This is a genomic window from Sphingomonas faeni (genome assembly GCF_003053745.1).
Classification (GTDB): domain Bacteria; phylum Pseudomonadota; class Alphaproteobacteria; order Sphingomonadales; family Sphingomonadaceae; genus Sphingomonas; species Sphingomonas faeni.
Genome location: NZ_QAYE01000007.1, coordinates 108,273 through 128,509 on the forward strand (window position 1 = coordinate 108,273; position 20,237 = coordinate 128,509).

General features: G+C 64.9%; 23 protein-coding genes and 1 other RNA gene. 14 read left to right on the plus strand and 10 right to left on the minus strand.

Translation table 11 applies throughout. The features are described 5' to 3' along the window. Positions 1 to 118 precede the first annotated feature (118 nt). On the minus strand, positions 119 to 2,167 hold the full coding sequence (locus C8J25_RS13555) for a protein-disulfide reductase DsbD family protein (protein ID WP_208622605.1): 2,049 nt from the start codon (positions 2,165 to 2,167) through the stop codon (positions 119 to 121). A gap of 108 nt (positions 2,168 to 2,275) precedes the next feature. Between C8J25_RS13555 and C8J25_RS13560 the strand changes: the two genes are divergently transcribed. Beyond that, complete coding sequence (locus C8J25_RS13560) at positions 2,276 to 3,916, plus strand: alkaline phosphatase family protein (protein WP_107955029.1); 1,641 nt, start codon at positions 2,276 to 2,278, stop codon at positions 3,914 to 3,916. A gap of 92 nt (positions 3,917 to 4,008) precedes the next feature. Here C8J25_RS13560 and C8J25_RS13565 read toward each other — a convergent pair whose 3' ends face one another. Further along, positions 4,009 to 4,929, minus strand: coding sequence for a right-handed parallel beta-helix repeat-containing protein (locus tag C8J25_RS13565; protein WP_107954889.1), 921 nt, complete (start codon positions 4,927 to 4,929; stop codon positions 4,009 to 4,011). 248 nt (positions 4,930 to 5,177) lie between these two features. Between C8J25_RS13565 and C8J25_RS13570 the strand changes: the two genes are divergently transcribed. Then, a complete protein-coding gene (locus C8J25_RS13570; RefSeq protein ID WP_107954890.1) occupies positions 5,178 to 6,386 on the plus strand; it encodes a cation:proton antiporter in 1,209 nt (402 codons plus the stop codon). A 141-nt stretch (positions 6,387 to 6,527) separates the two neighbouring features. Here C8J25_RS13570 and pspF read toward each other — a convergent pair whose 3' ends face one another. Continuing rightward, positions 6,528 to 7,565: a phage shock protein operon transcriptional activator gene (gene pspF, locus C8J25_RS13575; RefSeq protein WP_107954891.1), complete on the minus strand. Its 1,038-nt coding sequence runs from the start codon at positions 7,563 to 7,565 to the stop codon at positions 6,528 to 6,530. Positions 7,566 to 7,737: 172 nt separating this feature from the next. On the opposite strand from pspF, the gene C8J25_RS20770 reads away from it, so the two are divergent. From C8J25_RS20770 to C8J25_RS13615, 9 genes are all read left to right on the plus strand, one after another. Beyond that, on the plus strand, positions 7,738 to 7,881 hold the full coding sequence (locus C8J25_RS20770) for a hypothetical protein (RefSeq protein ID WP_167397723.1): 144 nt from the start codon (positions 7,738 to 7,740) through the stop codon (positions 7,879 to 7,881). 54 nt (positions 7,882 to 7,935) lie between these two features. Then, positions 7,936 to 8,601: a phage shock protein PspA gene (gene pspA, locus C8J25_RS13580; RefSeq protein ID WP_055878009.1), complete on the plus strand. Its 666-nt coding sequence runs from the start codon at positions 7,936 to 7,938 to the stop codon at positions 8,599 to 8,601. 1 nt (position 8,602) lies between these two features. After that, positions 8,603 to 8,890, plus strand: coding sequence for an envelope stress response membrane protein PspB (gene pspB / locus C8J25_RS13585; protein ID WP_107954892.1), 288 nt, complete (start codon positions 8,603 to 8,605; stop codon positions 8,888 to 8,890). 1 nt (position 8,891) lies between these two features. Continuing rightward, a complete protein-coding gene (pspC, locus tag C8J25_RS13590; RefSeq protein ID WP_056058224.1) occupies positions 8,892 to 9,275 on the plus strand; it encodes an envelope stress response membrane protein PspC in 384 nt (127 codons plus the stop codon). A gap of 27 nt (positions 9,276 to 9,302) precedes the next feature. Then, a complete protein-coding gene (locus C8J25_RS13595) occupies positions 9,303 to 9,614 on the plus strand; it encodes a bZIP transcription factor (RefSeq protein WP_056058221.1) in 312 nt (103 codons plus the stop codon). Positions 9,615 to 9,625: 11 nt separating this feature from the next. Continuing rightward, positions 9,626 to 9,910, plus strand: coding sequence for a hypothetical protein (locus C8J25_RS13600; RefSeq protein WP_056058216.1), 285 nt, complete (start codon positions 9,626 to 9,628; stop codon positions 9,908 to 9,910). Positions 9,911 to 9,934: 24 nt separating this feature from the next. Then, a complete protein-coding gene (locus tag C8J25_RS13605; protein WP_107954893.1) occupies positions 9,935 to 10,183 on the plus strand; it encodes a hypothetical protein in 249 nt (82 codons plus the stop codon). A gap of 9 nt (positions 10,184 to 10,192) precedes the next feature. Then, positions 10,193 to 10,432, plus strand: a complete 240-nt coding sequence (locus tag C8J25_RS13610; protein WP_056482364.1) for a hypothetical protein — start codon at positions 10,193 to 10,195, stop codon at positions 10,430 to 10,432. A 199-nt stretch (positions 10,433 to 10,631) separates the two neighbouring features. After that, positions 10,632 to 11,039 carry a SufE family protein gene (locus C8J25_RS13615; RefSeq protein WP_107954894.1) on the plus strand — a complete coding sequence of 136 codons (408 nt, stop codon included), beginning with the start codon at positions 10,632 to 10,634 and terminating at the stop codon, positions 11,037 to 11,039. 61 nt (positions 11,040 to 11,100) lie between these two features. On the opposite strand, the gene C8J25_RS13620 is transcribed toward C8J25_RS13615, so the two are convergent. Both C8J25_RS13620 and C8J25_RS13625 read right to left on the minus strand, forming a co-directional pair. Then, the gene (locus tag C8J25_RS13620) at positions 11,101 to 11,460 is read right to left on the minus strand and encodes a (2Fe-2S) ferredoxin domain-containing protein (protein WP_244187092.1); all 360 of its coding nucleotides are present in this window, start codon (positions 11,458 to 11,460) and stop codon (positions 11,101 to 11,103) included. Further along, positions 11,445 to 11,984, minus strand: a complete 540-nt coding sequence (locus C8J25_RS13625; protein WP_056058203.1) for a J domain-containing protein — start codon at positions 11,982 to 11,984, stop codon at positions 11,445 to 11,447. Before C8J25_RS13625 ends, C8J25_RS13620 begins: the two co-directional genes overlap by 16 nt. 216 nt (positions 11,985 to 12,200) lie before the next feature. Here C8J25_RS13625 and C8J25_RS13630 point away from each other — a divergent pair, with 216 nt between their 5' ends. Together C8J25_RS13630 and C8J25_RS13635 are read left to right on the plus strand one after the other, a co-directional pair. Further along, positions 12,201 to 13,781: a SulP family inorganic anion transporter gene (locus C8J25_RS13630; RefSeq protein WP_107954895.1), complete on the plus strand. Its 1,581-nt coding sequence runs from the start codon at positions 12,201 to 12,203 to the stop codon at positions 13,779 to 13,781. Continuing rightward, positions 13,778 to 14,416 (plus strand): carbonic anhydrase, encoded by a 639-nt coding sequence (locus C8J25_RS13635; protein WP_107954896.1) that lies wholly within the window; start codon positions 13,778 to 13,780, stop codon positions 14,414 to 14,416. Before C8J25_RS13630 ends, C8J25_RS13635 begins: the two co-directional genes overlap by 4 nt. A 45-nt stretch (positions 14,417 to 14,461) precedes the next feature. On the opposite strand, the gene C8J25_RS13640 is transcribed toward C8J25_RS13635, so the two are convergent. The 3 genes from C8J25_RS13640 to C8J25_RS13650 all read right to left on the minus strand — a co-directional run bounded on the left by C8J25_RS13640 (position 14,462) and on the right by C8J25_RS13650 (position 17,757). Further along, positions 14,462 to 16,483 (minus strand): hypothetical protein, encoded by a 2,022-nt coding sequence (locus C8J25_RS13640; RefSeq protein WP_107954897.1) that lies wholly within the window; start codon positions 16,481 to 16,483, stop codon positions 14,462 to 14,464. 60 nt (positions 16,484 to 16,543) lie between these two features. Next, positions 16,544 to 16,928: RNase P RNA component class A (rnpB, locus tag C8J25_RS13645), an RNA gene on the minus strand. A gap of 196 nt (positions 16,929 to 17,124) precedes the next feature. After that, on the minus strand, positions 17,125 to 17,757 hold the full coding sequence (locus C8J25_RS13650) for an N-acetylmuramoyl-L-alanine amidase (RefSeq protein ID WP_056059541.1): 633 nt from the start codon (positions 17,755 to 17,757) through the stop codon (positions 17,125 to 17,127). Positions 17,758 to 18,037: 280 nt separating this feature from the next. On the opposite strand from C8J25_RS13650, the gene dcd reads away from it, so the two are divergent. Next, entirely contained in the window at positions 18,038 to 18,592 is a 555-nt protein-coding gene (gene dcd / locus C8J25_RS13655; RefSeq protein ID WP_055878967.1) for a dCTP deaminase, read from the plus strand. 556 nt (positions 18,593 to 19,148) lie between these two features. On the opposite strand, the gene C8J25_RS13660 is transcribed toward dcd, so the two are convergent. Together C8J25_RS13660 and C8J25_RS13665 are read right to left on the minus strand one after the other, a co-directional pair. Then, a complete protein-coding gene (locus C8J25_RS13660; RefSeq protein ID WP_107955031.1) occupies positions 19,149 to 19,508 on the minus strand; it encodes a tetratricopeptide repeat protein in 360 nt (119 codons plus the stop codon). Between the two features lie 242 nt (positions 19,509 to 19,750). Beyond that, complete coding sequence (locus tag C8J25_RS13665) at positions 19,751 to 20,179, minus strand: ExbD/TolR family protein (RefSeq protein WP_208622606.1); 429 nt, start codon at positions 20,177 to 20,179, stop codon at positions 19,751 to 19,753. Between the last annotated feature and the right edge of the window lie 58 nt (positions 20,180 to 20,237).

A 20,237-nucleotide genomic window follows, 5' to 3' on the forward strand; every position in this document is an offset into this window, starting at 1 on the left:
GTATTTGCTCCCCTCCCTGGAAGGGAGGGGCTGGGGGTGGGTCGGCTTGGGGCAGGTGCTGGGCCAGCCAATGGGCCTACCCACCCCTAACCCCTCCCTTTCAGGGAGGGGAATCCTTTTAGGCTCCCAAGCCTTCCAGTAGGCCGGGGGTCAGAACCTGTGGGAGGACCGTGGGCTCGGCGGCACCCGGTGCGTAGTATAGGTACAGCGGCACGCCGGCGCGGTTGTGAGCTTGGATGAAGCGGCCCATTACCGGGTCGCCGTCGGTCCAGTCGCCGATGAGCGTAGCCACCTTATGCTTGGCAAAGGCATCGCGGACGCCGGCGGTGTCGATCGCTGCCTTCTCGTTCACCTTGCACGTCAGGCACCAGTCGGCCGTGAAGTAGACGAACACCGGGCGTTTTTCGGCGCGCAGCGAAGCGAGCTTGGCCTCGGTGAACGCCTCGTCGCCCGCGGTCGCAGTCTTGGCGGCGGCCGGCGGCGCGCGCGAGATCAACACCGCGCTGCCCACGAACACGACGAGCAGCAGGATCTGCGCCACCATGCCGAACGACTTGCCCTTGCGCTGGCGAGATCCGCCGACCCACAGCACCGCGCCGACCGCCAGCACCGCGACCAGCGCCAACGTCAACGCGTCCACGCCGGTCTGGCGCCCGAGCACCCAGCCGAGCGCGATTGCGGTCAGGAACATCGGCACCGACAGGATATGACGGAACGTCTCCATCCATGCGCCGGGCTTCGGCAACCACCGCCGCCACGACGGGATGAACCCGATCGCGAGAAACGGAAGCGACAGCCCAATCCCGAGCCCGCCGAAGACAGCAAGCGCCGCCGGCCAAGGCAGCACCAGTGCCGCGCCGAGTGCTGCGCCCATGAACGGCCCGGTGCACGGCGTTGCGATGAACGCGGCGAGTGCGCCCGTCGCGAACGCGCCGCTCGCGCCACTCTCGCCGGCAAAGCGCGGGGTCGGGACTTCGAACAGCCCGGCGAGGTTGAACGCGATCGCGGTGCTCAGCAACAGCAGCGCGACGATCGCGCCGGGATGCTGCAACTGGAACGCCCAGCCGACTGCGGAACCGCCTGCGCGCAAGGCCAGGATCGCGCCGCCGAGGCCGAGGCAGACCAGCACGACGCCCGCGGTGTAGGCCAAGGCTTCCCCCCGCGCGTCCTTCTCGCTGGCGCCACCGCGCGCGAGGCTCAGCGCCTTCAGGCTGAGGATCGGGAAGACGCACGGCATGATGTTGAGAATCAGCCCACCGAGCACTGCGCCGGCGAATGCAATCAGCGCCGTCAGCCAGAGGCTCTCGCCGTTCGCGCTAGTCGCGTCGCCGCCGGCCGCTTCGGCCACCGCGCCGGGCGTCGCCTTGACGCCGAGCCCCTGCCCGTCGCCGATCCGCAGCACGCCCTCGATCGGTCCGCCAGCCTTGGCGTTCGCCGCGACCTTGGTGCTGATCGTCAGTCGGTCGCCGCCGCGGGCGACCGTCTGCGCCGCGCCATTCTCGATCGCGCCGGTGGTGACCGGGAAGAAATACGCCTTGTCGATCTTCGCGCCTGCCGGGAACGGCACCGCGATCCGCATCGTCCCGTTGCTCGCCGCGTAGGTCGCGCCGGCATCGAGCAGCTTGGGGATCGCCTGACGCCAGCCGGCGAACGCGGCGGCCTGCGATGGCGCGCCGTCGCCGATCGTGAGATCGAGCGACAGCGCCTTCTCTTCGGGCACGCAGATCGTCGCGGAGCAGACGAGGTAGCTCGTCTTCAGGCGGATCGGGAATTTCGACCCCGCCGCCAGCCCCGCCGGAACCTGGATCGTCACGAGCGGCGCATAGGGCGCCTCGTAGACATAGTTCATCAGGCCCGCGATCAGCAGCGTCGTCGGCACTGGCCATTCGGGCTCGCCCGCCTTCGCGCCCGTCGGCAAGGTCCAGTCGAACGTCGCCGGAAAGCCCGCATCGCCGGGGTTGCGCCAATAGCCGTGCCAGCCGGTCTCGGGCGTCGTCGCGAGCGCGATCGTCAGCGGCGCGCCGGCTTTGGGGTGATCGCTTTCGGCGACCAGCTTCATCATCAGATGCTGGCTGGAGCCGTTCAGCGATTCCGCAAGCACGGGCGCACTCGCCAGCCCGCAGACGGCCAGCAAGACCGTCATGAGGACGCAACGTAATCCGCGCATGGCCATCCTTGTTTCGTTCATCGCGCAAAGCCATAGCGGTGACGATCTCGTATTGCACTTCAAAGCGACGGCCCCGTTTGATGGTCGTTGTTGGCTAAAGGACTGTTCGTGAAAGCACTTATCGCCGCGCTCCTGCTGACTTCGGCCGCTTCGGTCTCTGCCCAGACCTCACCGACACCCGCGCCACCTGCACCGGCGACTCCGACGACCCCGCCAAAACTGATCGTCGCGATCTCGGTCGACCAGTTCGCCGCCGACCTGTTCCAGCAATATCGCAACCATTATACCGGCGGCTTCACCCGACTGCTGAACGGCGCGGTGTTTCCGAGCGGGTATCAGAGCCACGCCGCGACCGAGACGTGCCCTGGCCACTCGACGATCCTGACCGGCATGCGGCCTGCGCATACCGGCATCATCGCCAACAACTGGATCGACCAGCGCGCCGGACGGCCCGACAAGGTCGTCTACTGCTCGGAGGACGAGCGCGTCACTGGCAGCACGCACGACAGCTATACCGTGTCGGACATGCACCTGAAGGTGCCGACGCTCGGCGAGATGATGAAGGCGCGCGATCCGCGGACACGCTCGGTGTCGGTCGCGGGGAAGGATCGCGCGGCGGTGATGATGGGCGGCCACAAGGTCGACGAGCTATGGTGGTGGGACGGCAAGACCTATGTCTCCTATGCCGGTCGCGCGGTGCCGCCCGCGGTCCAGCGCACGCGCGATGCGGTCGCCGCGCTGATCGCCAGGCCACAGGCGGCGCTGCCGCTGCCCGGCTATTGCGCGGGCGTGAACCATCCGATCGTGATCGCGGGCAAGACCTATGGCCAGGGGCGCTTCGAGCGCGACGCGGGCGACGCGAAGGGGTTCCGCGTTTCGCCAGCCTCCGACGCTGCGGTGTTCGCGATGGCGGCGGCGCTTGTGCAGGACATGAAGCTCGGCAAGGGTCCGCAGACTGACATCATCGATATCGGCGCGTCGGCGACCGATTATGTCGGCCATACCTACGGGACGCAGGGCTCGGAGATGTGCATCCAGATGGCGCAGCTCGACAAGACGCTCGGTGATTTCTTCGCGGTGATGGATGAGACCGGCGTCGATTACGAGGTCGTGCTGACCGCGGATCACGGCGCGCACGACGCAACCGAGCGCCAGCAGCAGCGGGCGATGCCGATGGAGGCGCACATGGACGAGAACGTCCTCGCCAAGCAGGTCGGCACCGCGATCGCAAAGGACATGGGGCTGCCGGGTAGTGTGCTACTCGGGACCGAGGGCGACGTTTATATCGACGACACGCTGCCGGCGAAGACGCAGGCGAAGGTGCTTGCGGAGGCGCTGCGTCGCTATCGCGCGATGCCGCAGATCGCGGGTGCGTACTCGGCCGCCGAAATAATGGCGACACCGATGGCGAAGTCGCCGCCCGAGACATGGACGCTGATCGAGCGGGCGCGGGCGTCGTTCTATCCGGAGCGGTCGGGGCAGATGGTGGTGCTGCTCAAGCCGCGCGTGACGACGATCGTGTCGCCGGCGGGCGGCTATGTCGAAACGCACGGGTCGCCGTGGGATTACGACCGCCGCGTGCCGATCCTGTTCTGGCGCAAGGGCATGACCGGGTTCGAACAGCCGCTTTCGGTCGAGACGGTGGATATCGTGCCGACCTTGGCGGCGACGATCGGGTTGCCGGTCAGTGGGTTGGATGGGCGGTGCCTGGATCTCGATCCGAGTGCTGCGACCACCTGCGGCAACTAAGCGCCGCGCCTCTCTCAAAAGCATGTTCTCCCGCGAAGGCGGGAGTCCAGTCTGGGCTCCCGCCTTCGCGGGAGAACATGCTTTTTGGAAAGCTACCGCGTCTCGAACGCCCGCAACCCGGTGCCAAGCCGGTTTGCCCCCAGCGCCAGCTTGTCGTGGCTGTAGTCCGCTAGGAACGCCGGGTTGCTGCCATCCCCAGGCGACAGTCGTGCGTCGTTCCCCTCGACCCGCAACCCGGTCGAGGGGTACGTCTGCGCCTCCGCCGCGACGACAATCAAACCGGTGTGGTTCTCCTTGTTGCGCCCCTGCACGAAGGTGTTGCGCGCGATCAGGCCGGTGGCGCCTTCGGGGAGGTCGATCATGTAGTTGGTCTTCTTCCCAGCGGTGTCGTCGAAGCTGTTGTCGATGATCGACACGGTCGGCACGCGGAGCTTGACGTAGTGCCCACCCGTCCCGCGCTCGAACCGCGAGTTGGTGATCGTCACGCTCCCTTTGTTGGCGAGGTAGATCGCGTGCGAGCAGCCGGGCGACTCGTCGCACTGGCCGAGCCCGGCAAACGTCGAGTGGTCGATCTGGATCTTCTGACCGGTCGGTTCGCCGCCGAGAATACCCTCCTGGCTGTCGAGGAACATCGCGTTGGTGACGGTCAGGTCGCCCATCTCGGTGCGGATGCCCGCGCCGTTGCCATCCGACACGCGGTAGCCGCGGAAGACGAGGCCATCGACGACCGAGCCCTGCCCCCGCAGGACCAGCGCGGCCTTGTCCTCGCATGCTACTTTTTCGAAGATCGCGGTGCCGGGCTTGACCGCCTTGAAGGTGATGTGGCCGCCGGCCTGGACTGCGCATTGCCGGTAGGTGCCGGGCGCGATCAGGATCGTCGCGGCGCCCAGCCGGATCGACGAGACCGCCTCCTGCAACGTCGCGAACCCCTGCCCGTTGATCGTGAACGGCGCGGAGCTCTGTGCGAACGCGGGGGCGGCGAACAGCGCGAGGGCGAGCAACGATCGTTTCATCCGAGATCCTCTTCGTTCTGCGACGGTTTCCCGCCGACAATATGGGCTGCGTGATCGCACGGAACGTCGCGCCTCGACCAGTCTGTCCGCCGCGCTTTGACGACACCTGTCCCGTTATGAAGCATTGGAAAGAATGAACCGGGATGGGTCGATCCCGATGTCCGCATATTGCCGTGCCCGCGCTGAACGCATAATACCGCTACCGTAACAAAGCCGGCGGGGGGAACCGACCGGCGCGGGGGATTCACATGCACGCCATGACGCCGACGGAGGTCTTCCTCCTCGCGATACTCATCATCTTCACAATGCCGTATCTGGTGTGGAGGCTTGGGCGGACCGATTACTGGGCGCCGCTGGTGGTGGTGCAGATCTTCGGCGGTATCCTGCTCGGGCCCGGCGTGCTCGGCGCGGCGTATCCCGACTATTATGCGACGGTCTTCACGCCTGCGACCTTGGGCTCTCTGAACGGCATCGCGTGGTGGGCGGTGATGATGTTCGTGTGGGTCGCCGGTATCGAACTCGATCTCGGTGAGGCATGGAAGCGCCGCGGCGAGACCGGCGTGACGGCGGGGTTAGCGCTCGCAGTGCCGCTGATCACCGGCAGCATCGCGGCGGTGTTGATGTTGCGCTACCCCGGCTGGCGCGGGCCGGACGGTGCGACGTGGCAGGTGGTGCTCGGCATTGGCATGGCCTGTGCCGTCACCGCGCTGCCGATCCTCGTGCTGTTTCTCGAAAAGCTCGACGTGCTACGCGAGCCGATCGGCCAGCGGATCCTGCGCTATGCGAGCCTCGACGACATCGCGATCTGGGGCGTGCTGGCGCTGATCCTGCTCGACTGGGAGCGCGTCGGTCGGCAGGGAGGATTCCTAGTCGGATTCGCGGTGGCGACGTTGATCGTGCGCAAACTGATGGCGCGGATCGAGGAGAATGACCGCTGGTATGTCAGCCTGATCTGGCTGGCCGGTTGCGGGTTCGCGGCGGACTGGGCGGGGCTGCACTTCATGGTCGGCGCGTTCCTGTCGGGCGCTGTGCTCGATTCGAAATGGTTCACGACCGCGAAGATGGACCAGTTCCGCCATTTCGTGCTGCTCGCGGTGATGCCGGTGTTCTTCCTGTCCACCGGGTTGAAAACGCAGTGGGCGGTCGGCGGCTATGCGGTATTCGGCGCGGCGGCGTTGCTGCTGGTCGCCTCGGTCGGCGGCAAGCTGGCGGGGGTTCATGCCGCCGGGCGGATCCTGAAGTGGCGACCGGGCGAGGCCTCGGCGATCGGCTGGCTGCTCCAGACCAAGGCACTGATCATGATCATCTTCGTCAACATCCTTCTGGATAAGAAGATCATCACGAATGAGACGTTCACCGCGCTGCTGCTGATGGCGCTGGCGAGCACGATGCTGACCGTGCCGGTGGTCGCGCCGAAGTTGAAGAAGCTGGCGGGGTTGGTGGGGAAGAGCGGGTGACGAAACACCTACGATCCTCCCCCGCAAGGGGGAGGTAGCGCCGAAGGTGACGGAGGGGGAGGCACGCGAAACCTCTGCTCCGTGCCCTCCCCCTCCGTCTGGCAAGAGCCATTCACCTCCCCCTTGCGGGGGAGGATTACTTTAACCGCCAGCGTTGAGGAGGTCGTGGCGTTTCAGGGCGTGGCGGAGTTGGTCGTAGCTCAGGCCTAGCGCTTCGGCGGTGGCGCGTTGGTTGAAGCGGTGTTCCGACAACGCGCGGGAGAGCAGGTCGCGCTCGAAGCGGGATACGCGGGATTTGAAATCCGAGGGGCCTTCTTCGCACGCGACGACCGGGTCCTCACCTTCGTCCGGTTCGACCGCGCGCGGCACCACAACCATAGGCTTCGGCGCAGTCGACGCGCCCGGCCGATGCGGCGACTGGAACGGGTCGATCTCGATCGCGTCGATCGGCCCAGCCTGTTCCCAACGATACACCGCCCGTTCGACGACGTTACGCAGTTCGCGGACGTTCCCCGGCCAGCGATAGGCGATCAGCGCATCCATAGCCGCCGGGCCGAAGCCTTCCCAGCGTTCGCGCCCCAGCTCGGACGCCATGCGCCGGCCGAAATGCTCTGCCAGCACCACCACGTCCCCAGTCCGCGCGCGCAGAGGCGGCAGAGTCACCACCTCGAACGACAAGCGGTCGAGCAAATCGGCGCGGAACTCGTGGCGATCGACCTTGTCGGGGAGATGCTCGTTGGTCGCGGCCACAATCCGCACGTCCACCCGCATCGGCCGAGACGAGCCGATCCGCGTGATCTCGCCATACTCGACCGCGCGCAGCAGCCGGTCCTGTGCCGCCATCGACAGCGTGCCGAGTTCGTCGAGGAACAGCGTGCCGCCATCGGCCTCCTCGAACCGCCCTACCCGCGCCTTGGTCGCGCCGGTGAACGCGCCAGCCTCATGCCCGAACAATTCCGCCTCGATCAGCGTCTCGGGCAGTGCTGCGCAGTTCATGATGACGAGCGGCTGGTCCCACCGCGGCGACAGGCGGTGGAGGCGCTCGGCGACCAGTTCCTTGCCCGTTCCGCGCTCGCCGATCACCAGCACCGGACGGTCCAGCGCCGCCGCCCGCGATGCGCGTTCGAGCGCCGCCATGAACGTGCCGGACTCGCCGATGACCTGTGTGGTTCGCTCCATGGCAAAGATTTGGCGCGAATTCCCAACTCTTGGCAAGCTTCCGCCATGGTCCGAACACCTAAAATCGCACAAACCCCTGCAAACCCGCCGTTTTCAAAACTGGCACAAGAGATGCAAAGCTTCAGGCAACCCGCCGAATAGCGGAACCAACCATCCTTAAAGGGGATCCACCATGTTCAACACCAACATCGCCCGCACCGTCGCCGCCACCCTCTGCACCATCGTCGTCAGCGCAACCTGCGTCCTCGGCGCGGTCGGCCCCGCGATCGCAACCAACGCAACGCCCATCGCGGTAACCACCGCAATCGTGGCATAAGACTCCCGACGGACTCGCTGAGAGCCTCGGGCCGACCCCTGGAGTAGGATTTACATGGGCATCTTTTCCCGCACCCGCGACATCGTCGCCGCCAACTTCGCCGATCTGATCGAGAAGGCCGAAGATCCGTCGAAGATGATCCGCATGATCATCCTCGAAATGGAGGAAACCCTGGTCGAAGTTCGCGCCTCCGCCGCGCGCACCATCGCGGACCAGAAGGAGATGCGCCGCCATATCTCGAAGCTGGAGCAGCTCCAGGACAACTGGACTGAGAAGGCCGAGCTGGCGCTGAGCAAGGACCGCGAGGATCTCGCCAAGGCAGCCCTGGTCGAGCGCCAGAAGGCATTCGACATGGCCGAGCAGTTGAAGGCCGAGGTCGGCGTGCTCGACGATGCGCTCCGCGCGTCGGAGGAGGACATCGCCAAGCTCCAGACCAAGCTCCGCGAGGCGCGCACCAAGCAGAACGCGGTGCAGACCCGACTGGAGAGCGCGAACAACCGCACCCGGCTGCGCGAGATGTACAACGGCCCGAAGACGCACGAGGCGTTCAGCCGCTTCGACATCCTCGACCGCCGCGTCGACGAGGCCGAGGGCCGTGCGGATGCGATGGGGCTCGGGGTCGTCAAGACGCTCGAAGAGGAAATCGCCGAGTTGCGCAGCAACGACAAGGTCGACGCCCAGCTCGCCGCGCTCAAGGCGCGCATGAAGAAGGACGACTGAGATGGATGACCTGACCCCCGTTCTCGTCTGCGCGGTCCTCTTCATCGGGCTGCCGTGGGTGATCCTGCACTACATCACCAAGTGGAAGCAGGCGCCGCGGATTACCGAGGAAGATGAACGGCTGCTCGACGAGATGCAGATGCTCGCCCGCCGCCTCGAGGACCGCGTGATGACCGTCGAACGGATCATCGCCGCCGACAATCCCGACTGGAAGCCGGGGCTCGGCACCACGCAATCGCCGTATCTGTCGGACCATCAGTCCGACCGCACTTCTGATCGGAGGAACTGAGATGTCCGGCAGCCGCACACAGTTTTACCTCGATAAGCAGAACGCCAAGTGGAAGGGCGTCTGCGCCGGGATCGCCGACTATACCGGCGTCGATGCGCTCTTCGTCCGTGTCGGCATGGTCGTCCTGACGCTCGCCGGGGGATTTCCCTGGACGCTGCTGGCCTATTGGATGGTTGCCTGGATGGGGCATGCCAAGCCGATCGGCCTGTACGAGACGCCCGACGACGCGAAGTTCTGGCAGGGCGTCCGCTCGAACCCGAAGCGCTCGACCGCCGAGGTCCGCAGCAAGTTCCGCGACATCGACCGCCGCCTCGCCGACATCGAGACGCACTATACCAGCCGCAACAGCACCAGCCTCGCGGCAGAGATCGACAGCCTGCGCTGAGACGCGGCGTCAACAGGGAGAATGACTATGGCTTGGGGTGGACCAGGTTTCATTATCGCCATCATCGCGATCACGACCGTCGGCTGGATCGTCAACAACTGGATCCGTACGAAACACGGCTATCCGCCGAGCGACGACTGGGGCAACTCGATGAACTGGGGCGGCGGGCACAAGCAGGACCCGGCTGGCGAACGAAAAGTCGAACTGCTCAGCAGCGAGAATGAGCGCCTCACCGGTCAGGTTTCCCGCCTCGAGGAGCGGATCGCGGTCCTCGAACGCATCGCTACCGATCCCGCCGAGCGCACCGCTCGCGAGATCGACGCCCTCCGCGACCGCTGAAGGACACGACCATGCTCAGCCCCTTGCTCATCCCGATCCTCGGCATCTGCTGCGGACTGCTCGCGATCTTCGGCGGTGTCTTCGTCAGGCCCTGGTTCGCCTACCGGCACCGCCGCATGGAACTCGACGCGCAGATGATCGCCGAGAAGTCCGCGCAATATGCGGCGCATACCGACCGCCTCGAACAGCGCGTCCGGGTGCTCGAACGGATCGTCACCGACCGCGGGATCGAGCTCTCGAACGAGATCGACCTGCTCCGCGATACCGGTCCCGCGACCGAACGCCTGGCCAACTAGACCGACCCGTTAGGAGACAAGATCATGAATGGTGGACAGGTGATGGTCGTGATGATCGTCCTGATCGTGATGATTACCGGCATCTTCAAATCGCGCCACAAGAACGGCCGACATGCCGAGGGCACGTCATTGATGAACGATCACGAGGCGGTGCGGCTTCGCGACGAGGTGCAGCAGATGAAGGAGCGCATCCAGGTGCTGGAGCGCGTGATCACCGACAACCACAAGAGCGTCGATCTCGACCGAGAGATCGAACGGCTCCGCGACCGCTAGGAGGCGGACATGATCGAACCGAACGTCTATATCACCCTGGCGCTGGCGAGCCTTGCGGGGCTGGCGATGATCGTCGCCGGTGGATTGGCCGGATGGCGCGGATGGCTCTCGCTGCGACGGATGGAGCTGGATCACATGCAGGATGGCCGCATGCCGGTCGCGGTGTCGACCGGATCGCGGATCGAGATCGCGGATCTGAAGGAGCGGATCAAGAAGCTCGAGGCGATCGCGGCCGGGGTGGATCTTTAGGGCTCTTGACTAGAGGGCGGACCACCCCGGCGGAGGCCGGGGCCCAGTTGGAGAGTGGCAGTAACGGAGGACAGCACCTCACCATCGCCGTCCCCCAACTGGGCCCCGGCCTTCGCCGGGGTGGTGGTATTCAACGATACGCGCTCTAGTTTTGAGCCCTGGTGTTGAAGCGCTACGGCCGAACCGCTACCGGCGGGGAATGGCCACTCTCACCGACATTCGCGAGGAATACGACTTCCTTGAACCTGACGACCGCTATCGCCTGCTGATTGACCTTGGCAAAGAGCTTGAACCGATGCCGGAGGCGCTGAAGACCGATGCGACGTTGGTGCGGGGGTGCTCGGCTTCGGTTTGGGTGTATCCGACCACGACCGATGACGGCCGGCTTCATTTCCTGGCGGACTCTAACGCAGCGATCACGAAGGGGATTATCGCGTTGGTGTTGCTGACGGTGCAGGATCAGGCGCCAGGTATGATTGTCGCTACCGACATCACGGCGGAACTTGCGCCTTTCGATCTGAGTAAGCAGCTGAGTTCGAATCGGACGCAGGGGATTTCGAACATGATCGCTCTGATCCGTGAGACGGCCGAGCGGTACGCGGTGTAACGCCTAAATCGTGCCCTCACCCTTCCCACGGCCAATCGGCCGCGGGCCCTTCCCTCTCCCCTCAGGGGAGAGGGAGAGACGCCGGAGGCGGCGAGGGTGAGGGCACGCTGGCGGGTTCGCTGAGCGTAGCGACGACCTCTTCGGCGTCAGCACCGGCCGGGACCAGCATCCACCGGTCCGGCCGGGTGCCGTCGACCATCACAACCGCGTTCTTCGGGCACACGCCAAGACACTTCACCTCGACCACGCCGCGATCCGACTTGCGACCCTTCTTGACCCCGAGTGCATGACGCAACAGCTTCACGAGGGGCGTCCGGCCTTTTTCGCCAAACCCGCCATCCAGCTTCTTCGAGCATTTGCCGCAGACCAGAACGCTGCCCTGCCAGCGACTGGCAAGAACCCGGATCACGCCGGTTTCCACGTCCGCTGATCCTCGGCCACCTTCAAAACCTCATAGGCTGCCTGCACGCCCTGGAACCGCTTCGCAGCATCCTTGTCGTTCGGGCGCACGTCCGGATGATTCGCCTTCGCCATCCGCCGCCACGCCGCGCGGACGTCCTCGAACGTCGCGTCGGGCTCGAGGTCGAGCACCTCCAACGCGCGCATCTCGTCGCGCGACCGGCTGCCGTCGCCCGAGCCGGCCCAAGCGTAATGCTTGGGATCGGTGTAGCCGTCCGCGGTGCGCGTCTCCGCAGCCTCGCGCTCGGCCGCCTCCTCCGCGCTCAGACCTTCGAAATAATTCCAGCCGCGATTATATTCGCCGGCGTGGTTCATGCAGAAATACCAGCGGTCGGGGCTGTTGGGCGATTTCGGCGCCGGGCAGTTGCCGGGCTCGTTGCAGCCATGCCGATCGCATAGCCGGACGGTCACCGCCTCGGTGCTCGCGCCATACTCGCGCCAGCGCGGGAAACCCCAGTCGGAAGATCGTGTCGTGCTTCGAGCCATAGCGGCCCGAGATAGGCGTACCTACGGACAACGCAACCGCAGGCGGCACTGACGACCGAAACTCGCCCGATCCGACAATCTTCCGCGTCGCAACATTCCAACTTGAGTCAGACACCGTTCATCGATTACTGAACATGAACTATTTGTCATGTGGCATGGATAGATGCGTCCGGTGCGGACGTATTCCCGGCCGACACCTTAAGGACAGGAGCCCTGGTGCCGACTCTCATTCCAAAGCTTACCACATGGCGCGCGGATCTTCCCGCCTCCATCGTCGTCGCGCTCGTCGCGCTGCCACTCTGTCTCGGTGTCGCGCTCGCGTCGGGTGCGCCACTGTTCGCCGGCATTATTTCCGGCATCGTTGGCGGTATCGCGGTCGGCCTGTTCTCGAAATCGCCGCTGTCGGTGAGCGGCCCCGCCGCCGGCCTGACCGTGATCGTGCTGACCGCGATCGAGAGCATGCCGAGCTACCAGATGTTCCTGATGGCAGTCGTGCTCGCGGGCGTTCTCCAAATCTGCTTCTCGCTGACCCGCGCCGGCATCCTCAGCGAATTCGTGCCGTCGTCGGTCATCACCGGCATGCTCGCGGCGATCGGCCTGATCCTCATCCTCAAGCAGATCCCGCACGCCGTCGGTTTCGACCGCGAGGCCGAGGGCATCTTCGAATTCACCACGGCGAACGGCATCAACACCTTTTCGCGGATCCTCGACAGCCTCAGCGCAGCCGTGACTCCGGGCGCAATCCTGATCGCGTCGGTCAGCCTTGCCTTCTTGTTCTGGTGGGACGGCGCCAAGCCGAAGGACGGCCCGCTGCGCTTCGTCCCCGGCCCGCTCGTCGTCGTACTGATCGGCATCTTCGGCAACATGCTGCTCGGCGCCGTGAAGCCCGACTGGCAGCTCCAGGCCACGCACCTCGTCCAGGTGCCGATCACCCAGACGCTCTCGCAATTTCCGTCGCTGTTCACGTTCCCCGATTTCTCCGGGATCAAGATGGGCATCGTCTGGAGCAGCGCGGTCACGCTCGCGATCGTCGCCAGCCTCGAATCGCTGCTGAGCGTCAAGGCGGTCGACGAGATCGATCCGCGCCGTCGCTCGACCGACAAGAACTGGGAGCTGATGGCGCAGGGCGGCGGCAACATCCTGTCGGGCCTGATCGGTGGCCTGCCCGTCACCTCGGTGATCGTGCGTTCGTCCGCCAACGTCGATGCCAAGGCCGAGAGCAAGCTGTCGACGATCCTTCACGGTTTCTGGCTGCTGGTCAGCGTTGCGCTGATCCCGGCGGTGCTGAACCTTATCCCGCTGTCGGCGCTCGCCGCAGTGCTGATCGCGACCGGCTACAAGCTGACCAAGCCGAAGCTGTATACCGAACGCTTCAAGCAGGGCTGGACGCAGTTCATTCCGTTCGTCGTGACGGTGGCTGCGATTCTGTTCACCGACCTGCTCGAAGGCATCGTCATCGGGCTGGCGGTCGGCTTCGTGTTCGTCGTCGCGCGCAACTTCCGCACCGCGATCACCTTTGCCTGCGACGATGAGGACTGCCTCGTCCGCGCGCGACGCAACCTGTACTTCATCCATAAATACGAGTTGCAGAAGTCGCTCGCCAAGGTGCCCGACAATGCGAACCTGTTGATCGACCTGTCGTCGACCAGCTATGTCGATCTCGACAACGTCGACATCATCAACGCGTTCATCAAGGGCGCGCAGTATCGTGGCATCACCGTGCTCATCCGTGGCGATCTCGCGATGCGCACGGTCAAGCTGATCAACGCCCCCCAGACCGAGGTCCGTTTCGCATGAGGCAGTACAAGCAGCTCCTGCTCGCCAACAAGGCGTGGGCGGCCGAGATCATCGAGGAGAGCGCCGACTTCTTCCAGCGCCAGCTGGTCGGCCAGAACCCCGAGTTCCTGTGGATCGGCTGTTCGGACAGCCGCGTCGGGCCCGAACAGATGACCATGACGCCGCCCGGCAACATGTTCATCCACCGCAACATCGCCAATCTCGTCAACGACGACGACATGAATCTGATGTCGGTGCTGCAATATGCGATCGACGTGCTCGGCGTGCGCCACATCATCATCTGCGGCCATTATGCGTGCGGCGGAATCCGCGCGACGCTGGACGGCGGCACGACGGGTCCGGTCGACGACTGGCTCAGCACCGCGCGCTGCGTCTTGCACGACCATGCCGACGAGATCGACGCGCAGCCCGACCGCGAGCAGAAGGTCAACCGGCTGGTCGAGGTCAACGTCCGCGACCAGCTCATCCGGCTCGCGCGCACCAAGACGATCCAGGGTGCGTTCGCGCGCGGCCAGGAAGTGCTGCTCCACGGCTGGGTCTACGATATCCGCGACGGCCTGATCAAACCGATGATGGAGATCGATTCGACGACCGTGCTCGAAGAGGTCGGTCGGCCGGACAGGGTGCTGGTGTAGAAAACCCCCTTCCCACCATAGCCGTGGGAAGGGGCTGTTTTTTCCTTACGAGCCGCGCCGTGCCGAGTCTGGCAGCAGGAACTTGATACGGGTCGTCGTGGCGCCGCAACCGAGCCCCCCGTCGGGACGATACGTCTTGGCGTATTTGGCCTTGGTGAAGAACTTGGTGCCCGCCTCCGAGAAGATGAACGGGGGATAGCTCAACAGTGCGCGCTGGTTGATGACGTTGCCGTCCGCGCCGATGTCGAACTGAACCTGGGTCCAGCCTTCGAAACCCCAACGCATCGCTTCCATCGGGAACGCTTCCGATCCCGGCTGGGATACCATCTTCGGTGGTGCATCCATGATCGCGCACTGGTTCGCGGTCAGACCACTCGACGCGAATGTCGCCCGCGCCGCATCGATCTCTCCGTTGCGCTCTTCGATCGACGCGATGCGGATCAACGCGCCGACGCGCAGCGGATCGTTCGGCTTCAAGGCTTTGTCGTCCGCCACTTGCCGAAGCGTGACGATCGCCGTGTCGTTCTTCTCGGATTTTCGCGTCCGAGCGACGGCGCCATCGACCATCATCAACCGGATCGCCGCTCGCGCCTGGGGGTCGTTCGCATAGACGGGTTCCGATACCATCGGCGTCAACGTCCGCTCGAATACCCCCGGCCGCCAGATGTCGGTCACCGCATCGACGCGGCCCGGCAGGTCGAACGTCAGCCGCGCACTAGGCGGTGCATCGTTGGCGACCGCAATCGCCAACGCCCGCGCAGCCAAGGCCGCACGCTCTTCCCGCGCTACCGTGGGATTGTTCGTCAGACGGTAGATCGCGGCGAGCGTACGCAAACCATTAGGCGACTGGGCGTTCGCCGATGCGAGTTCGGCGCGCTGCCCAGCAAGTGCTGCTGCCTGCGAGCCGGTCGGTGCAGGGGCGACCGTGACGCCCTTGCTGGACAGCCACTGTTCCAGGACGTCGTCCAGTCCGTCGTCGATCGATGGCCGCTCGAACGCGGTCGAACAGCGCATCTCGACCCGCACATGATAGCGATAAAAGGCGGGGATCGCCTGGACCTTTTCGGCAGGCCACGACCAACCCTTGACCGCGCGCGCGAACTCCAGCGCGACCTGGCCGCCACCCGCGGCATAGATCGGCGCCGCCTGGTCGATCGTACCGTCGGAGGCGATGTTGAATTCGACCACCGCGACGTCCTGCGGCTTGAGACCGGCATCGCCGCCGCAATCGGGCGAGCGCATCTCCGCGGCGGGGTCGAACGATCCCTTCACCATGCGTCCGGCACCGGTATAGGCCATGTAGCGCCGCGCTTCGTCGGCATTACCGCTCAGCAGGAACGCGATCGCGGCATCGGACCGCGCCGATGCGTCCATGATATCGACCTTGTCCGTTTCGAGGCCGCCGAGAAGCCGGATCGCCTGCAACGCGCTGGCGCGGGCGCCGGCGATGTCACCGGTGTTGAGCTTCAACAGGGTCCGCTCGCGCGCGAACCGCGCGGCGACGCTCTTTTCGAGCTTCACCGTGCCGGTCAACGCATCGCTCCGCGCCAAAGTCGCCGCGGCGGCAGTGGGATCGATGAATATCTGCGCGGTCACGAGCGAGAGCATGGCCCCGAGCTTGTCGGCGGTGCTGATCGCGCTCGCCTCCGCTTGCTGGAGCGCGGTCACGGCACCCGCATAATCGAGCGTATCGGTCGCGACCTGGCCGAGGATGAGGAAGGCGCGCGTCCGGTCTTCTGCAAGACTGGCATCGTCCGCCGGCAGCAAGACGAGCCCTGCCCGTGCAGCCTTAACCGACTCGTCGGCGCGGTTCAGGGCGAACAGAGTCGGCGCCTTGCGGACCAGCACGATCCCGCGACTGCGTGATCCGGGCTTGGTTCGCGCCTCCAGTTTCTCCCAGGCCGCCAGCGACGCCGCGCGATCGGGTTTCGCATCCAGCGCCGTCGCTGCGTCGAAGTCCTGTTGAATTGTCGTCGTCGACGACGGTGTCTGCGCCCCAACGGGGACTAGCCCACCCGCCATCGCCAACACGCCTGCACCCAACAGCGCGATCGTCTTGATACGCATTACATTCCCCACGTCGCAGCCCAGCGTTATATCTGCGCAGTCTGCAATGGTTCGGGGAAGGATGCCAGAGGGTCTGTAAGCCGGGTTCTGTCCATTTCCGATCCTTCGATACGGAAGTTAGGCGACCATTCCTCTAGGACGACGGTTGCCCGCCGCCTCAAGCAATCAACCCGGGTGACGAGCTGAAACGAAGCCCATGTGCCACCCCTATTCGATCTTGCTCCCGGTGGGGTTTGCCGTGCCGCCCCTGTTACCAGGCGCGCGGTGCGCTCTTACCGCACCCTTTCACTCTGACCGCCCCAGCTTGCGCCGAGGGTTGGCCGTCTGCTCTCTGTGGCACTTTCCCTGAGGTCACCCTCGCCGGGCGTTACCCGGCACCGTCGTTTCGCGGAGCCCGGACTTTCCTCGCGTGTCCGAAAACACCCGCGGCCGCCCGACCCTCTGGCGACGCGAGCCCTAGCGCGCGGGCGGGCGATGTACCACCGTTTTCGTTGGCGTATTTTGGTATCCTCGCCCGCAAGGGGGAGGGGGAGGTGGCGACGAAGGCGACGGAGGGGGCGGACACGGAGCAGATGTTTCGCATGCCTCCCCCTCCGTCTGGCAAGTGCCAGCCACCTCCCCCTGGCGGGGGAGGATCGTGATTAGTCGTCGCCCATTGGCTTGGGCAGCAACAACGCCAGCAGGATGCATCTGCATTCGGCATCGACTTCGCCGTCCACCAGTTCCGGTCGGAAGCGCCGCTGGAACGCCATCGTCGCCGCCATCCGGTTCTCGACGTCGTAGCCGAAGCGCTCGAGCGCGAGGCAGAAGCCGCCTTCGGTCCAGCCTGGGTCCATCAGATTCTTAGTCGGCCGCGGCAGCGCCAGCCGGCGCCGCGCCAGTTCGTGCCACGGGAACAGCTCGCCCGGATCGCGCTTGCGCACCGGGGCGATGTCCGAATGGCCGACGATGTTGCCGCGGGTGATCTCGTGGCGATCCTTGATCTCGGCGACCAGCTGCACGACCGAGGCGATCTGCTCGGGCGGGAACGGGCGATAGCCGAACTCGTGGCCGGGATTTACGATCTCGATACCGATGCTCGCCGAGTTGACGTCGTCGACGTCGCGCCAGTGCGACTTGCCCGCGTGCCAGGCGCGCTTGTCCTCCGCGACCATCCGCAGGACGGTGCCGTCCTCCTCGACCAGGTAATGCGACGACACCTTCGCCTCCGGATCGCGCAACCGGGCGATCGCCGACGCGCCATCCTGCATCCCGGTATAGTGCAACACGATCATCGTGATGGGCAGCGAACGATCGTCGAAATTGGGTGACGGGGTCTCGATGAACTTCAAGCCAGCTTCCCTTTTAGCCGTCGGGCCAGCACCGATGGCGCAGTCTCGACCGTGGCGATCGTGACGCTGCATTGTGACGCCACCGCTCGACCGCATCAATAGCCTACGCGCGTGAGCAGACGCTTCGTCAGCGGCGTACAAACGGGGATACACGTGATTCGGCGCGTCCCTCTTGCCGTCGCCCCGCATCCGGGCGAAAGCCGCTCCCGAAAAGGGAGTTGCCATGTCCGTGATGTCCGACCGCTGGATCCGCGAGCGCGCGCTGGGCGATGCGATGATCGAACCGTTCCACGAAGCGCAGCGCCGCGACGGCTGCATCTCGTACGGGCTGTCGTCCTACGGGTATGACGCACGTGTTGCCGACGAGTTCAAGATCTTCACCAACGTCGACAGCGCGATCGTCGATCCGAAGGACTTCGCGGCGAACAGCTTCGTCGATCGCAAGACCGACGTCTGCATCATCCCGCCGAACAGCTTCGCGCTCGCACGCACCGTCGAGTATTTCCGCGTACCCCGCGACGTGCTGGTGATCTGCCTCGGCAAGTCGACCTATGCGCGGTGCGGGATCATCGTCAACGTGACGCCGCTGGAGCCGGAATGGGAGGGGCATGTGACGCTGGAGTTCTCCAACACCACGCCGTTGCCGGCCAAGATCTATGCGAACGAAGGCGCGTGCCAGTTCTTGTTCCTCAAGGGGAACGAGCCGTGCGAAGTGAGTTATGCGGACCGGGCGGGGAAATATATGGGGCAGCGGGGGGTGACACTGCCGCGGCTTTAGGGCTTGGGCTCGGGCGAGACCACCGCAGACGGTTGCTCAGCGTTAAACCTGATCTAATTGCTCCATGTCGCCGAACTGCGCGACTTCGCCGCGATGCTCCCCGCAACTTGGCAGACACTTGTAAGCAGTGGGTAACCGGCATGCCCTTCTGGCCACCCCCCCCGGCGAAGGCCGGGGTCCAGGTGGTGAGGTCTCGGTGATGACGCTCACCGCCCAGTTGGCAGCGGCTCCGAACTGGGCTCCGGCCTTCGCCGGGGTAGTGAGATGCTTGTCGTGGTTGACGGGTTTCCGGCTGCTAACGACCGTAAGGCCGCAAGCGGACAGAGCACGACACGTCGTCGGATCGCCGCCTAATCGCAGTACCTTCCAACCGCCGTCATGGCGCTCCGATCGAACGGTAAGGTACCTTACAGTTGATAGCTGTTCGCCGCTATGCACGTACGATCAACCGCCTCCTCATCTTGTTTCCCCGCGAGGGCGGGGACCCAGTCTGGACTCCCGCCTTCGCAGGAGAACGAGGTAGTACGCGACCTTCTCGGACGACGCGCGTCGGTCGTCAGCGAGTCGCAATCTGCTGCGAATGGCGCGCCAACGCACGGCTGGCCAGATCATGAGACGACACCACCGCACCCGATGGCAGGTCCATTGCGACCGCAGGCCGGTCCAGCACCGCAGCATACAGTGCGCGTGCCTCCGACTCGCGACCGGTGCGGTGGTAGACCGAGGCCAGGTTGAGCATCAGTTCGGGACGCTTCGGGAAAATCTTCCGCTCGGCGACGATGCGCTGTTCCGCAGTCGACAGGTCGCCTGCCGCGATCGCGACGTAGCCGGTGCGATCCGTCGTAGCGGACTGGTCCGCCAACGCCGGCGTGGCTGCACCCAGGGTTGCTAGAACGAACAGGACGGTCTTGCGCATCATCCATCTCCACTGACCTTCGCGTATCGGAAGGTTTCATTTTTGTGACAACGGTGTGTCACTTCGATGACTGTCATACAAGTACATTGATCAAGTTCGTTTCGGTGTCCGCGTGATCTCCTTTCGACATACCTCGGCGCGTTTCGCCGCTCCGGTCCCGTCGTTGCCCTGCACTAACGCAACAAAAAAAGGGCGGCCCCGGAGGACCGCCCTTTGGACGTTCGATGCTGTATGCAAACGACTTAGAAAGCGTTGCGATACTGCTCGTTGCCGATGAAGCCGAGCTTGGTGATCGCGGACCGCTTGATGACGGCCAGCGTGCGATCGACCACTTCATACTTCGATTCCGGATCGGGCTGGAAGTGAAGTTCCGGCTCGGGCGTCATGCCGGCGGACTGGTCCAGATACTGGCGCAGCGTCACCTCGTCGACCGGCGAACCGTTCCATGCGACCGTGCCGGCAGGATCGATCGAGATCTTGTTCTTCTGCGGATCGACCGGGTTCTGCGGCTGGTTCTTGCTGTTGACCGGAAGGTCGACCTTGACCGCGTGCGTCTGAATGGGGATCGTGATGATGAACATGATGAGGAGAACGAGCAGGACGTCGATCAACGGCGTCATGTTCATTTCCATCATCGGCCCGCCGTCTTCTTTGCCGCCGCTCATTGCCATCTTATACTACTCCTAAATACGTCCGAGCGATCATCAGCGTTCGGCATCAGCGTTCGCC